Raw genomic sequence first — 12,856 nt, 5'->3', positions numbered from 1 at the left:
TACTTAAATTTTTTTCCGGTTCACGGGATCAAGATCAGGCCTCAGCACACCCAGATTCCCGGATCCAGCACATTAAAGATCAACCCTCAGCGTACCTCCTGAGAACATCCAGGGCCCCGGTCCCGGGGAGGGATTCTGTGGCACCGTATCCTCCGATACACCGTGATGCTATGTAGTTCCCAAAGCGGCATGAAACCTCAAGGTCAAAGCCTTCGAGCCAGGCATATATGAAGCCAGCATTGAAGGCGTCACCGGCCCCCGTCGTATCAACACATTCGGTGCTCAGTGCATCCACCATCACAGACTCACCGTCCCATGCCCTGACGCCTCGGGCGCCCATCTTAACCACAACCACCCCGATTCCCAGGAGTGATGCTGCCTCCTCAGGGTCAGCGGACCCTGTCATCAGCTCAAGTTCCCTCTGGTTTGTGAGGAGGATGTCGGTGCGCTCGAGGATATCTGACAGCTCAGATACTCCCCTTGAGGCGTAGATGTGTCCTAGATCAAGGCTGACGGTCACGGATTCATCCAGTGCCTCAATCACGTCCACCTGGACATTTATACCATCACCTGCGAAGGATGTGAGGTGCAGCAGTTCTGTGTTAAGGGCCTCATCAGCCACCTCATCCACCCTGAGTGTGTCGTTGACACCGGGGTCAACATAGAGGGCCCTGTTACCGTCAGGGTCAACGAAGCCCATCACACGGCCGCTTCTACCTGTATTCGCTACGACGGTGAAATCCGTGACCCCCTCAGATGAGAGGTTCCTCCTGAGGAGTCCCCCCTCCCTGTCATCGGCGACCTTACCTATGTGGGCTGTCCTGAGACCGAGCCTTGAGAGGCCTATCATGGTGTTGGCTGCTGAGCCCCCACAGGATTCAACGAGCCCCCTCACGAAGGTCTCCTCATCCGGGCCTGCTATCCTCTCAACCATGTGGAGCTGGTCCATGTTGAGGGCTCCAAGGCCCACCGCATCGAACCTCATCCCAGAACACCGTGTAGGTCTATCCTGTGGTCCCCCAGTTTACCGTCATAGTTACCTGCAGATACCCTCAGGACCCCATCGTACCTGCAGACAGCCTCTATCCCGGCCCTCATGGCCTCCTCAAGGGCCTCCATTGTCAGGCCGTTTATGACTATCTCTGGTATGTACCCGACGCCCTCCGGGACCCTTGACTCGTCACCGAGCACCTCCTTCAGGCTCGGGCAGTAGGGGTGGTTCGTGGTGGGGCCTATCCAGGGGTAATTTGTCTCTGGCTTTGATGCTGCGGAGCAGATATCGAAGGGCGTCACAACACCCTCAACCTCCTCTATGGCTCTTATGGCGGCCCTGCCTGCCTCCAGTACCGTGTCGGGATCCCTGCACATGTACCAGAAGTTGGCCCCCATGATGGCCTCCCTGTAGCCCATTCTTGATTCTATTTTGAAGTCAGGGACGGCTACCGGTACGTTGATCATTTCACGGCCATTGAACTCCTCCACCCACTCATAGCCATCACCGCAGTGTCCCACATGCTTCATCATATCCAGGTATCCATCCGGGTCGGGGGTGGAGCTGTAGAGGGCTGTGAAGGGCTTCACCAGTATGTCCTGCCTTATACGGTAGGATAATTCAACCTGGAATTTCTCCATGTCATCCAGGGCATAGTAGAACTGGACCACGGCCCCGGGTCTGCCGTCGGGGGTGTCCTCGCCTCCCAGAAAGGATTCAACACCACCCTCAACCCTCCCTATGACTGCACCTGGGGTTGCGGTTGCATCAAGGGCCGCCCTCCTGACGGTCTCCATGTCACGGGCCGTTATGGTGGCCCTCACACATCTCCCTGTGAAGGCCTCAGAGAATGTATCCTCAATCAGTGTTCCGTTAATCTCCATTGAGCATCACAACCATGCTGAGTGTAAGCACATCCAGGGCTTCAGCCGAGGGATCCGACGTCCTCTCCCCGGATGTTCTTTCTGACCTCCATGCTTGCGTCCAGGAGGTCCTCTGCCTCCTCAATAACCGTTATGATCGGGTAGTCACCTCTGAACACTCTCCTGAACTCATCCACCACTCTGAAGTCTATCCTGAAGGATTCAAGGGCCCTTTCAGGGTTTTCAGAGTAGGCCCTGATGAATTCCAGGATGTAGTCCCTCCCGAACCTTGAGTGAAGGTCTATCAGGGGGGTGAGGGCCCTTGAGTCGGTGGAGATGACCGCCACCTCCGCCTCCCTGAGGGCGTAGCGGTTACCGTTGAAGGACACCGCAAGGCCCCTCCCATTGAGTTCCCTGAGTGGTTCAACATCGGTTATGCTGTCACCCACGTACATGGCGGATTCAGGGGGAAGTTCGAGTTCAGAGAGGATCTCCAGGAGGGCAACCCTTTTACCGTCCCCGCCAACGGTCTTCACCCCATCGAGTATCTTCCCGGCCTCCATACCCGGTATGAGGTGGAAGAATATCTCATCCAGGTCCTCAAAGTCACCCTCAATGACATCCTCGCGTAGCCTCACCAGCGCCTCCCTCTCCTCATTTGGGATCTCCACGTCAAGGCTGAGGGTGGTGTGCCTGGTGTTCTCCAGGGGAAAGTCAAGGTGCCTGCAGAGGGCCTCGATGTAGTGTCTGTAGCTTGTGCTTACGATGTAGGATGGCATGAGCCTCCCTGCAAGTTTCAGGGTTTCATCAGCCCCGGGAACGAGTCTCAGGGTCCTCTCTGAGAACTCCCTCAGCTTCTCATCGGTGACTCCGTGGGCTATGAGGAACGGGACTATCAGTTTGAGGGTGTCCCCTGCATTGTAGCCCGGCCTCCTGATCTCATCGGCCAGTATGTCATCAAATTCGCTCACCTTCCTGAAGAACCTGTCACCATCGGGTATGAAGTGGGCTGCAGCTTCAAAGGCGTTATCGTTGAGTGAGATGGGACCCTCGCAGTCTGTTACAAAAACCCTATTCAACCTTATCATCCTCCAGGTTCAGCCTGACAGCTGTTACAGGGCATATGTCCTGGCATTCACCGCAGAGTATGCATCTATCAGCGTCAACCCCAACCTCAGCATTGAGGGTCATGGCATCAACGGGACAGTGGTTAACGCATACACCGCACCTCTGGCAGACCAGGTGGTCTACCTCAACCGAACCCCTCCTCGGACCTGTCAGGACCCTCCTCTCAAGGTATATCCTGCCATCCCTGGCCCTGAATCCCTCCTCTGTGATCTCGATGGCATCGACCGGGCATACGCCCCTGCATCTTCCGCAGAAAACACAGCCATCAAGTATCTTCACGGGGGCCGGGACCTCCGGTTCTATGACACCCACCGGGCACTCATCCACACAGAGCCCGCACCCTATACACCTGTCCTCAAGTACCCTTATTCTCCTCGCGGGTTTGGTGAAGTCTATTATGTGGTTGAGTTCATGTATCTGGAGGTTGGAGTCGACCAGTTCCTCTATGCCATCCCTTATTTCATCGGTGACATCCACACTGTATTCCGGGCTTTCAGCCGAGAACCTTCTCTTCACGGCCCTCAGGACTGAGTCTATCCTTCCAAGGTTTTTCACGAGTTTCTCTGATTCCCTCTCAAGTATCTCCCCTGCTATCTCCATGTTGTTGAGTTTTGAGAAGTTCTCGTAGGCCCTCTTCCTTGAGGAGTACTTGATGGCTGCTGAGGGGCATACGTCCATGCATTCCTCGCACCTTGCACAGTAGGAGGGGTCTATGTAGGGTAACCTGTTGATCTTACCAACCTTTATGGCCCCCCTTGAGGGGCAGACCCTGGTGCAGGTCATGCAGCCTATGCAGTCCCTCTGGTTAATCACCACGGCCTTACCCCCCACCACTGACCTGGGGAGTATCTCACCGTACTTTATGGCCTCTGTGGGGCATGCCCTTGCACAGTAACCGCAACGGACACATTTATCCTCGTCTATCTCACTGTGGACCCCTGTTTCACCCGATGACACCAGGTGTATGGCCCCTGTCCTGCAGGCTGAGACACAGGCACCGCAGCCCCTGCAGATCCTGGGGTTTATCACGGGCACGTTCTCCCTGACAGGCTCTGCCATGGTTGTTCTCATCTTTATGGCGTTGTAGGGGCAGGCCTCCCTGCAGAGGACGCACCCAAAGCATTTGTCGTCTATCTCAACCTCGCCGGTGTCAGGGTCCAGGTGTATCGCGTCCACCGGGCATGAGCTGAGGCACGGCTTATCAGGGCATTCCCTGCACTTCCCACTGTCAATATCATAGTCAACGTCAACTTCCCTCAGGGGCTTCACGGGTTTTGCTGCAGCTGGAATTTTATCATCTCCTCATCGCTTTACAGGAAGAGCCGCCGGTTTTATGGTTATCCTTATCATCTCTTCTCCATTGGATTCATCTATGAGGAACCTTGCAACGTAGTACCCTGCAACACCGAAGGGGCATGTCTGGTAGCATGTGCTGCACCTGAGACACTTATCAGGGTCCCTCACGATTCCTTCATCCTCTGAGTAGGTTATGGCTCCTGATGGGCATTCATCCACACATAAACGGCACTGCACACATTTTTCGGGGCTCCATGTTATGATGCGCATCTTGAGGCGGTCGGTTATCTTCTCGAGGAGGTCCCTGACTATCTCCTCATCCGGGAGGACCTCAAGGGCCCTCTCGAGGAGGGGTTTCAGGGGGTAATTCATCCTGTAGACACCTTCGGCTTCGAGTTTCTTTATATCCTCGCTCTTCTCCTCTATGGCTGATTCCAGTTCATTGACCGCCAGGTTTATGACCATCTTCTGTTCCTCGACGTAGGCGACGTGTATCACCTTGAGGGCGCCCTTGACAGGACACTTCTCGAGGCATTCACCGCAGGCTATGCACCTGCCCTGGTCAACCTCGACCCTGCCGTCCTTCTCGGTTATTGCATCCACCGGGCAGGCCTTCATGCACTTCTTGCAGCGTATGCAGAGGTAGTCGTCTATGACATAGAGCTTCTCTGAGGGTACTATGGTGAACTCTTCCCTTATGAGGTGGTTCTCTCCGCATTCAATTGTCTTGGGGTCTGTGGGGCAGACCTCGGCGCAGAAGCCGCACCTGATGCACGCACCCCTGACTATGACAGGGTAGGTCTGACCCTCCTCCTCGGCCGTGTCGGTGTCACGGACCAGTTTTATTGCGCCAGGGGCAGGACAGGCCGTTGTGCAGGCCCCACAGCCTATGCAGTACTCCCTCTTAACTGTGGGGAAATCCCTGAATCTCTCTGGTTTTTCAAGGATCTCGTGTTCTGTGTGTGCATTGGCGAATTTCTCTGCCCAGGACTTACGGGCAAACTCGTAAAGGTACCATATTACAGAGGACATAGGACATCAACATCACGCATTTATTAGAGGAGTATCTCCCTCTCCCCACTCTCTTCATCAACAACCATGACCCTCTCTGCGCATGCTATGCATGGATCAGCGCTTGCATATGTTGCAACGGCGTCTGCAACTGTTGCCACGTCCCTCAGCATGTACTTTGCGCAGGCGTCAATGTTCATTATGCTCGGGGTCCTTATGGATATGTTCTTTATGAGGTTGCCGTTGGTTTCAATCATGTAGGCCACCTCTCCCCGGGGGGCCTCGTTTCTCCACTCACCGTAACCCGCCTTCACGTCAACCTTCGTCCTGACGGGTCCCCCTGGCATGTCATCTATGACCTGCTTTATGAGGTCAATTGAGACCCTGATCTCATCGAAACGGTTCATGACCCGTGCAAAGTTGTCGCCATCATCCCTCCAGATGGTCCTGAAGTCCAGGTGGTCCCTGTAGGTGGGGTGGTCCTCCCTGAAGTCATACCTTATACCCGAGGCCCTCCCTATGGGCCCAACGGCCCTGGCCTTCTCTGCCTCCTCCTGGCTCATGTAACCGACCTCCCTTGACCTGAGGCCTATGAGTGGGCCGTGCTCGAACATCTCAACGTAGCGGTCGAACTCTCTTTCAAGGTCAACTATGATCTCCCTTATCCTTGACAGGTGGCTCTCTGAGGCGTCCATCCTCACGCCACCCACCACGTTCCAGCCCATGTTGACCCTGTTACCTGTAAGGAGCTCGATGGCGTCCATTACAGGCTCCCTGAGGGCCAGCATGTACATGAACATGGTCTCATGGTCCAGGGCCTTGAAGTAGGTTGAATTTGCGATGAGGTGACTCTGTATCCTGTCAAGCTCGTTTGTTAATGCACGGAGGAACTGTGCCCGTGGGGGTGCCTCGACCTCTGATATGGCCTCAAAGGCCTCTGCAAAGGTCTGTGTGTGTATGTATGAACATATCCCGCAGACGCGTTCAGAGAGGTAGATGGCCTTCTGCCAGGTCTTGTTCCTCATAACCCTCTCTATTCCCCTGTGAACGTATCCGTATTCTATTTCGGCTTTGAGAACCTTTTCACCCCGGGTCTTCACCTTAAGCCTTATGGGCTCCTTGTATCCAGGGTGCATGGGTCCAAGTGGCAGTATCATCTCTTCTTCCCCCTCTCTGCTATGGCCCCGGGCGCCACCGACAGTATCGCTTCAAGTATCTCTGATGGCCTGGGCGGGCAGCCGGGCACCTCTGCATCCACCGGTATGAAGTCGGAGACCGGTGCATAGACGCTTCCACCCTCCTGGTTGAATACGTCACCGGATATTGGACAGTTGCCCAGGGCCACCACTATCTTTGGCTCCGGTGCCTTGCGGTAGATCCTCTGGAGTTTCTCCCTCCACTGCTCTGTAACTGCACCGGTTACAAGTATGACATCGGCCTCCCTGGGGTTCTGGTGGACGTATATACCGTACTGTTCAAGGTCATATCTTGGTGAGAGGAGTGCGAGGACCTCTATATCACAGCCGTTGCACCCCCCTGTATTTACAAGGCATACATGGATTGATGTTTTCCTCAGAATACTTTTAAGGGCATCCAACATTTCTTTACCTCAGCATTTGCTCTTTATTGATTGAAGTTCATCATGATCTCAGTATCTCATGGAGCCTCCTCCTGCCCTCACTGAGGGCCTCGGAGTACTCCCTCCCTGCCAGGACCAGCTCTGTGATCTCATCCTTGAGGGCCTCGGCATCATCCACACTTATGATCTCCATGACATCAACGAGCCAGCAGAGCTGGAGGTCACTGTGGAGCTTCTCCCTGATACACCTCGGCCTTGCCGACTCGAACCTGGGGTGCAGGGCCTCCAGGCTCGACATGTCGAGTTTGTCCATGAGTATGTCCTGGAATTCCTCAACGTCAATTTCAAGTTCCCTGGATAGTGGCTTTACAACATCCTCCTGCCAGCGGTAACTCTCAAGTATCCTCCTCTTCATCAGCCGCATTAGTTCTCCTTCATCCATTGATTACCACCCCAGAGTCCCTGAAATCAGCCAGATCAGGAGGGCCAGGATAGCCCCTGTGAGGGTCTCGTATCTACCGTAGCCCGGCCTCATCCCTGCAACCAGGGCCACCATGAAGAGCCCGGCCGTCCTCATGAGATCAGTGAGGGGCAGATGCCCTGCATTCACAAGGACAGTCCACCCTGCCACTGCAACCACAAGGGCCAGTGGATCGATCTTTTCATCCACGAAGGGCTCCCTGTACTTCCTGTAACTGAGCAGCAGGCCCAGCACCGAGCCCGCGATAAAGGAAACCGTGTATACCAGGTATATTTCATACAAGATTATCACCAGTGAACTCCACTTATAATGGTCTGTAAAGTATTATGAATGATACTATAAACATGGCAAGCACCGCAAAGAATGCTGCCCTCTCGAGGTCCTCTGAGAACCTGGAGAACCCTTCACGGCCCGCCAGGAGCAGAAGAACCGTGAACAGCACTCCAAGGATTGTTATAAGAGCCACAGACATTCTCTGCATGATGGCTGCAAGGAGACTCACAGCTATAACGCCCCCTGCAACCAGTGCGGTGAGTAAGGTAAGATCCCTTTCCATTAAATCCCCTCTTTTCTGATTAAATCCCTTCCATTTTCATTCCACATCATGTCTTCTACATTACAAGCATGAGGACGATTGAACCCGCTATACCCACGAAGGCCAGGATGACCTGTATGGCCACCGAGTGGTTCGGGTTCAGCATGGGTGTTGTCGCATTTATGAAGGCCGTTATGGTTGTGATTATCACCATCCCGAGTATGTAGAGCGGCAGGCTCAGACCACCGATGAAGACTGTGAGGAATATCCAGAGCAGCATGTACCATGCTATGGACTCCGAGATCATCAGGTAACCCCTGAGGACCCCGAAGTGCTCTGTCTCATATCCTGATATTATGTCCTTCCCCTTGGTGATGGAGAAGGGTGAGTAGGGTGCCTTTGAGAGGATGAGGACGAAGAACATCATGGCTGCCAGGGGCAGCTTCAGCAGCAGGGGCCCGTGGATGCTCTGGTACCCTATGATATCTGATATTATCATTGTCCTGGTCTGGAGGTATATGATTGCAAGGACAGCGAAGAGCGGCATTTCGGCTGCAGCTGAGAACACTGCACGGACGCAGCTGAGCTTACCGTAGGGTGACCCTGATGACGACCCTGCATTGTGTTCAACTATCTTGTGGAGGGCGTAGATCCCGAAGAACAATAGGAGGGAACCCTCAAGCACCGGCCCGATTATAACCGCGCTTATCCATATACCGCAGAGTGTCGCTGCTATTGCAACGTAGAATGGCATGGCAGCGGTCCTCGGGAAGGACGACTCCTTTACGTAGAACTTCAGGGTGTGGAGGAGGTGCTGTATAACAGGGGGCCCCGGCCTTCTCTGTATCCTTGCCATGACCTTCCTCTGGAAGCCCAGAAGGAGGCTTCCTATGAGAAATGCTATAAGAACATTCACTATGATGTTTCCCATCAGATTCATCTCATCACCATTAACACCGGAATGATTCCATTATCATGATTCAGTACCCTATGAATGGTTCATCAACCCTGTCCTCTGCCTCATCCTCCTCTGGCCTGGCCATGGAGAGTATACCAATGGAGAGTATGAAGACAGGTATCAGGAATATGGCCACACCGTATACAACCCATGATGGGGGGTTGAATATCAGGGCGTAGATTATCCCTGCAGCTGAAAGTATGAGTGCAGTTAAACTTCCTGTTCTGAGCCTGTTCATTGATCTCACCTACAGTGAAACTATCAGCAAAACCTCTATGGCCCTCACAATCACCAGGAGGGAGCTGAGGTGTATTATAAGTATGAAGGGTGAACCCGGTGTGCGGAACATCTCGGCCTTGGTTGCATAGAAGGGTGCGACACCGGTCTCACCAACAACACCCATGAGGAGCAGGAGGGCGGCGAAGACGATCATGGGGTTACCGGCCATCCCTGATAGTTCAAGGAGGCTCAGGGTACCTGATGATCCCAGCACCAGGGCTGCGCCCCCGAACAGTGGGAGTGAGGCCATCATGGCTATCAGTCCATACTGGAAGGCCGCGTCAAGGACCTCAACCTGCCTCACCGCCGAAACTATACCTATGTTCACGATACCTATGAGTGCCACGAAGAGGGTGAAGTTGAAGAGGTCACCTGTCACCATTGCACCGGCAGTTGCAAGTCCGCAGACAATGGCCAGGAACCGCCTGATCCTGAACTCGGCGGTGTCGACCTCCACGCGCCTGTTGCCCAGTGTCCCGAACTCGGTTTCAACCTGGGTCTCGGTCCTGCTTATGGCTATGAGGAAGGTGAATATGAGCACGGCTGCAAACATGAAGAGGTTGAAGGGTGTCAGGTAGAGTACGATATCACCGAAGGGTATCTGGCCGAGGAGTTCACCTCCCAGGGACGCTATATCCATCACTCATCACCCCCTGCTTCCCTGATCTCCTCCCTTGCAAGGACCCCGATGAGGCCAATCTTGCTGGCGACCTTTATGAGTATGCCGCATCCTGACATGAAGAGGGCCGGCAGCCAGAGCTGTGGGGCGGTGAAGAATATCAGGAAACCTGCAAGCCAGAGGCACCATGTTACACCGGATATACCTGCAATCCCATCCCACTCCACTGTGGGAAGGCCCCTGGCCCTCCTGGTAGCGACGTAGAAGAGTATCCCTGCCCCGGCAACAGCACCACCGGTGAACCCTGTGAGGAAAACACCGTAGGCGATCAGTATCAGAGCAAGGAAATTGGGGGCTGTCCTGAACACCTCAAGTTCCATGGGTCTGTGTTCGACCACCGGCACCTCCCCCAGTATCCTCATCTCCCTTGATATGAGTATCTCTGATATGGCCATTATCTCAGCCAGTTCGACCACGAGACCCGGGAGTATGAGGGCCTCTGCGAGGTCGGTTCCAACGGCTGCAACGATTACGAGCATTGCTATTCCAACTATGTCCGTGATTATCAGCGCGCTCAGGTCATTCTTCTGGAATGATATCCCGAGTAGCGCTATGAATCCTGCTATGAGGCCCGTGTAAATGGCGGGCTGGAACAGTGAAAGGGTGAATTCCGGGACCATCATAAATGTGCCTCCACACTTCTCTGGAACAGTGAAAGGGTGATCATCACAAACCTCTCCAGACATCTCTCTGAGATCATGACCTGCGCCTCCTCATAGTGAAGTTAAGGGCGACCCATGAGGCTATGGTGAAGGCCATCATCAGTATGCTTGACTCCAGGACCGTGTCAAGGCCCCTGGTGTAGTAGAGTATCTCATCTATGAGCCCACCAGGGGAGGAGTATATGGATGTACCGAAGTACACCGTCAGGCCCTTAACAGCTATTGCAATGGGTGAGAGGTAGGCTGTTATCTTACCCAGGTTAACCTCAAGGTGGGGGTACTGGGACTTCACATTGCCTGGCTTCTCCAGGGGTACTCCCCCACGGTCATAGGGTGCCAGTGGGTCCTTGCTGTTTATCTGTTCCTGGGGCACTGGCCTCGGGTAGAGCTGATCAGGGTTCAGGGTGATGGGTACAAGGAATCCCACAAGGAGTATCAGGCCCAGGGAGAAGGCGAAGAGTCTGGGTATCCTCTTGGGGTTCGCAAGTTCATTCAGGATTCTTCCAAGACTCATAATTCCACCCCCATCTCCTCAAGCCTTATAACCGCCCTGAGGAGTACCAGTGTCATTATGGTTGTTGCCGCGATGAAGGTCAGGAGGGCGAGGGTGTGGTTGTAGGTGAGGAATATGAGTGAAACACCAACCGCAGGTATCTCGGTGTTGAGGATCCTCACAATGGGGTCCCTGACACCCGGACCTGCCACGGTTGCGATTGAACCTATCACCACAAGGGCTGCCCCTGTATAGAACCAGATCTGGGTCTCAAGCAAGTTCCTCACCCCTGTAAATCATCCTGAATGAGAACATGGAAGCCTCAGGCAAGTTCCTCACCCCTCGAAGTCCTTATATCATTTATCCTCATAACGGCCATCAGCAGTATTATGGTTGATATGGGGTCAAAGAGGGCTGCTGCCATGGCAACATCAAGGTACCTTGCAGCTGCAAGGACCATCACAAAGCCCCCCTGGAGGAGCGAAAACATTATTATCTTATCAAGGGGCCTTGAGAGGAGTATGATGCCTGCAGCTCCCGTGAATATGACAAAGACACCAACGTTTGTAATGTTAAGGAGGTCCAGCGGATTCATAAACATTCACCAGTAATCATCTATATATTCCTAATCCTCGATAACCATTTCCTCTCCAACACGGTCAAGGGTGTGGGCGATTGCATTGGATGTTATGGTTGATGCCACAAAGTATACCGCTGCAAGGACAGCGCCAAAGGCGGTTCCAACGTAGAGGGCTATCATTGCAGATATTCCGAAGGACATGGCATTGAGGTAGAGGAGCCTCTCAGCCCTGTCCTGGGCCAGGAGTGTCCTCAAGGCCATGAACACCACTATTATCCCTGTTATCTGGATCAACATGATTAACACCTTCTATTTCAGGTCAGTGTACCTGTTCATCCTCCTGGCTATGGCCCCAAGGAGCCTTGATGATCTGGAGTGGCTCACACCCTGTATGGTGGTTATTGCAATGACCATCCCGGCGACGAAGAGACCGGGGCTCATCCCGGCGAGGGATGCCAGCGCTATTATGACTGTTATGGAGAGGGCTCCAAGTGTCCCGGCATACCCCGGGTCGGCGCAGAGACGGTTCCCTATGAACACCAGGAGGGCTGCCACGAGGCCTCCCTCAGGCACGCCCATGAGGTAGCATCCGATGGCGCCGAGGAGGGTGCCTGCTGATGCGTCCGGTGAGCATACAATGTTTCCCTGGAAGAAGCCACCCGCAAGGTCGCCTCCCCTCTTCTCTATGTCCCTTCCAATGTAGTCGGCCCCCCTCACACCTGGCTTCTCAGGGAGACCCATCCATGTGTCTATCACAACGAAGTTCAGCCAGGATATGGCTGCTGCGGCTGCAACTCCAACCAGTTCATTCATCATGAGTCCTCCGGTCTGGGGAATATATCCTCAAGGAAGTATGCAGTCATTATTGCTGATAGGACCCCTGCCACGGCTCCGAGGTCGGCTCCATAGATACCTGTGACACCCAGTTTTATGGATATTGCTGTGAGTCCCAGTGCAATTACCGGTGTCGGGAAGATGGCCGATGGTGTCCAGGAGTGCCTGGCCGGCCTTTCAGGTGTCAGGGGAAGCCCCAGTATCGCTGAAATGATTATCGATGAAATAATGGCTGCTAGGTAACCTGAAAGATATGTAACATGAATAATCATGATAAAAGAATGATAATCCAACATATATAAATCTTTTTAAAAAGGTGAGTTAGACCTAAAAAAGACCTCTTAATAAAATTATGGCCTTTTTTACTAATATCTGGAGGTTTCTCTACAGAAACTTTTTTTTACTGATATCTGAAGGTCCCTCTACAGAAGATTTAGTAATAAATTTTAAGGATTTTCATAGTCGTTTTTGTGATAATATTCACAGA

The 12,856-nt window shown here is 53.5% G+C and carries 20 protein-coding genes; all 20 read right to left on the bottom strand.

All coding sequences use genetic code 11. The features are described from left to right. Positions 1-79: 79 nt before the first annotated feature. Positions 80-985, bottom strand: a complete 906-nt coding sequence (locus tca_RS01815) for a carbohydrate kinase family protein (RefSeq protein WP_286709037.1) — start codon at positions 983-985, stop codon at positions 80-82. Further along, on the bottom strand, positions 982-1,875 hold the full coding sequence (locus tca_RS01810; RefSeq protein ID WP_269899560.1) for a formylmethanofuran--tetrahydromethanopterin N-formyltransferase: 894 nt from the start codon (positions 1,873-1,875) through the stop codon (positions 982-984). The genes tca_RS01815 and tca_RS01810 overlap by 4 nt, the downstream gene beginning before the upstream one ends. A gap of 41 nt (positions 1,876-1,916) precedes the next feature. Continuing rightward, positions 1,917-2,942: an energy-converting hydrogenase A, subunit R gene (locus tca_RS01805; RefSeq protein ID WP_286709036.1), complete on the bottom strand. Its 1,026-nt coding sequence runs from the start codon at positions 2,940-2,942 to the stop codon at positions 1,917-1,919. Continuing rightward, complete coding sequence (locus tca_RS01800; RefSeq protein WP_286709035.1) at positions 2,926-4,251, bottom strand: 4Fe-4S binding protein; 1,326 nt, start codon at positions 4,249-4,251, stop codon at positions 2,926-2,928. Before tca_RS01800 ends, tca_RS01805 begins: the two co-directional genes overlap by 17 nt. 33 nt (positions 4,252-4,284) lie before the next feature. Beyond that, positions 4,285-5,310 (bottom strand): 4Fe-4S binding protein, encoded by a 1,026-nt coding sequence (locus tag tca_RS01795; protein ID WP_286709034.1) that lies wholly within the window; start codon positions 5,308-5,310, stop codon positions 4,285-4,287. A 23-nt stretch (positions 5,311-5,333) separates the two neighbouring features. Beyond that, entirely contained in the window at positions 5,334-6,446 is a 1,113-nt protein-coding gene (locus tca_RS01790; RefSeq protein ID WP_286709033.1) for a nickel-dependent hydrogenase large subunit, read from the bottom strand. Then, a complete protein-coding gene (locus tca_RS01785) occupies positions 6,443-6,889 on the bottom strand; it encodes an NADH-quinone oxidoreductase subunit B family protein (RefSeq protein WP_269899556.1) in 447 nt (148 codons plus the stop codon). Before tca_RS01785 ends, tca_RS01790 begins: the two co-directional genes overlap by 4 nt. 40 nt (positions 6,890-6,929) lie before the next feature. Further along, positions 6,930-7,310 (bottom strand): DUF1959 domain-containing protein, encoded by a 381-nt coding sequence (locus tag tca_RS01780; protein WP_010876035.1) that lies wholly within the window; start codon positions 7,308-7,310, stop codon positions 6,930-6,932. Between the two features lie 3 nt (positions 7,311-7,313). Continuing rightward, entirely contained in the window at positions 7,314-7,640 is a 327-nt protein-coding gene (locus tag tca_RS01775; RefSeq protein ID WP_010876034.1) for an energy-converting hydrogenase subunit EhaL family protein, read from the bottom strand. Between the two features lie 13 nt (positions 7,641-7,653). Beyond that, complete coding sequence (locus tca_RS01770; protein ID WP_010876033.1) at positions 7,654-7,905, bottom strand: hypothetical protein; 252 nt, start codon at positions 7,903-7,905, stop codon at positions 7,654-7,656. Positions 7,906-7,960: 55 nt separating this feature from the next. After that, positions 7,961-8,824 (bottom strand): respiratory chain complex I subunit 1 family protein, encoded by an 864-nt coding sequence (locus tca_RS01765; RefSeq protein WP_269899555.1) that lies wholly within the window; start codon positions 8,822-8,824, stop codon positions 7,961-7,963. A gap of 40 nt (positions 8,825-8,864) precedes the next feature. After that, positions 8,865-9,080, bottom strand: coding sequence for a hypothetical protein (locus tca_RS01760; protein WP_048060808.1), 216 nt, complete (start codon positions 9,078-9,080; stop codon positions 8,865-8,867). Between the two features lie 9 nt (positions 9,081-9,089). Beyond that, positions 9,090-9,761 carry a proton-conducting transporter membrane subunit gene (locus tag tca_RS01755; protein ID WP_048060807.1) on the bottom strand — a complete coding sequence of 224 codons (672 nt, stop codon included), beginning with the start codon at positions 9,759-9,761 and terminating at the stop codon, positions 9,090-9,092. Beyond that, positions 9,761-10,423, bottom strand: coding sequence for an EhaG family protein (locus tag tca_RS01750; protein WP_286709032.1), 663 nt, complete (start codon positions 10,421-10,423; stop codon positions 9,761-9,763). Before tca_RS01750 ends, tca_RS01755 begins: the two co-directional genes overlap by 1 nt. Before the next feature lie 73 nt (positions 10,424-10,496). After that, positions 10,497-10,976 carry a DUF2106 family protein gene (locus tca_RS01745; protein WP_286709031.1) on the bottom strand — a complete coding sequence of 160 codons (480 nt, stop codon included), beginning with the start codon at positions 10,974-10,976 and terminating at the stop codon, positions 10,497-10,499. Continuing rightward, on the bottom strand, positions 10,973-11,233 hold the full coding sequence (locus tca_RS01740; RefSeq protein WP_286709030.1) for an EhaE family protein: 261 nt from the start codon (positions 11,231-11,233) through the stop codon (positions 10,973-10,975). The genes tca_RS01745 and tca_RS01740 overlap by 4 nt, the downstream gene beginning before the upstream one ends. Before the next feature lie 44 nt (positions 11,234-11,277). Next, positions 11,278-11,550: a DUF2108 domain-containing protein gene (locus tca_RS01735; RefSeq protein ID WP_170130291.1), complete on the bottom strand. Its 273-nt coding sequence runs from the start codon at positions 11,548-11,550 to the stop codon at positions 11,278-11,280. A gap of 30 nt (positions 11,551-11,580) precedes the next feature. Continuing rightward, positions 11,581-11,832, bottom strand: a complete 252-nt coding sequence (locus tca_RS01730; protein WP_286709029.1) for a DUF2109 family protein — start codon at positions 11,830-11,832, stop codon at positions 11,581-11,583. Positions 11,833-11,844: 12 nt separating this feature from the next. Continuing rightward, entirely contained in the window at positions 11,845-12,348 is a 504-nt protein-coding gene (locus tca_RS01725; RefSeq protein ID WP_115892533.1) for a hypothetical protein, read from the bottom strand. Further along, the gene (gene ehaA / locus tca_RS01720; RefSeq protein WP_245942842.1) at positions 12,348-12,641 is read right to left on the bottom strand and encodes an energy-converting NiFe hydrogenase A subunit EhaA; all 294 of its coding nucleotides are present in this window, start codon (positions 12,639-12,641) and stop codon (positions 12,348-12,350) included. The genes tca_RS01725 and ehaA overlap by 1 nt, the downstream gene beginning before the upstream one ends. Between the last annotated feature and the right edge of the window lie 215 nt (positions 12,642-12,856).

The sequence above is a fragment of the Methanothermobacter sp. EMTCatA1 genome (assembly GCF_002356395.1).
GTDB classification, from domain to species: domain Archaea; phylum Methanobacteriota; class Methanobacteria; order Methanobacteriales; family Methanothermobacteraceae; genus Methanothermobacter; species Methanothermobacter thermautotrophicus.
The sequence above is the reverse complement of the archived record's forward strand: the minus strand, read 5'-3'. Positions and strand labels throughout refer to the sequence as shown.

Excerpts from the sequence above, each read along its gene's own strand:
- tca_RS01815 (WP_286709037.1), bottom strand. The coding sequence starts at position 985 with ATGAGGTTCGATGCGGTGGGCCTTGGAGCCCTCAACATGGACCAGCTC.
- tca_RS01810 (WP_269899560.1), bottom strand. The coding sequence starts at position 1,875 with ATGGAGATTAACGGAACACTGATTGAGGATACATTCTCTGAGGCCTTC.
- tca_RS01805 (WP_286709036.1), bottom strand. The coding sequence starts at position 2,942 with ATGATAAGGTTGAATAGGGTTTTTGTAACAGACTGCGAGGGTCCCATC.
- tca_RS01795 (WP_286709034.1), bottom strand. The coding sequence starts at position 5,310 with ATGTCCTCTGTAATATGGTACCTTTACGAGTTTGCCCGTAAGTCCTGG.
- tca_RS01790 (WP_286709033.1), bottom strand. The coding sequence starts at position 6,446 with ATGATACTGCCACTTGGACCCATGCACCCTGGATACAAGGAGCCCATA.
- tca_RS01785 (WP_269899556.1), bottom strand. The coding sequence starts at position 6,889 with ATGTTGGATGCCCTTAAAAGTATTCTGAGGAAAACATCAATCCATGTA.
- tca_RS01780 (WP_010876035.1), bottom strand. The coding sequence starts at position 7,310 with ATGGATGAAGGAGAACTAATGCGGCTGATGAAGAGGAGGATACTTGAG.
- tca_RS01770 (WP_010876033.1), bottom strand. The coding sequence starts at position 7,905 with ATGGAAAGGGATCTTACCTTACTCACCGCACTGGTTGCAGGGGGCGTT.
- tca_RS01765 (WP_269899555.1), bottom strand. The coding sequence starts at position 8,824 with ATGAATCTGATGGGAAACATCATAGTGAATGTTCTTATAGCATTTCTC.
- tca_RS01760 (WP_048060808.1), bottom strand. The coding sequence starts at position 9,080 with ATGAACAGGCTCAGAACAGGAAGTTTAACTGCACTCATACTTTCAGCT.
- tca_RS01755 (WP_048060807.1), bottom strand. The coding sequence starts at position 9,761 with ATGGATATAGCGTCCCTGGGAGGTGAACTCCTCGGCCAGATACCCTTC.
- tca_RS01750 (WP_286709032.1), bottom strand. The coding sequence starts at position 10,423 with ATGATGGTCCCGGAATTCACCCTTTCACTGTTCCAGCCCGCCATTTAC.
- tca_RS01745 (WP_286709031.1), bottom strand. The coding sequence starts at position 10,976 with ATGAGTCTTGGAAGAATCCTGAATGAACTTGCGAACCCCAAGAGGATA.
- tca_RS01735 (WP_170130291.1), bottom strand. The coding sequence starts at position 11,550 with ATGAATCCGCTGGACCTCCTTAACATTACAAACGTTGGTGTCTTTGTC.
- tca_RS01730 (WP_286709029.1), bottom strand. The coding sequence starts at position 11,832 with ATGTTGATCCAGATAACAGGGATAATAGTGGTGTTCATGGCCTTGAGG.
- tca_RS01725 (WP_115892533.1), bottom strand. The coding sequence starts at position 12,348 with ATGAATGAACTGGTTGGAGTTGCAGCCGCAGCAGCCATATCCTGGCTG.
- ehaA (WP_245942842.1), bottom strand. The coding sequence starts at position 12,641 with ATGATTATTCATGTTACATATCTTTCAGGTTACCTAGCAGCCATTATT.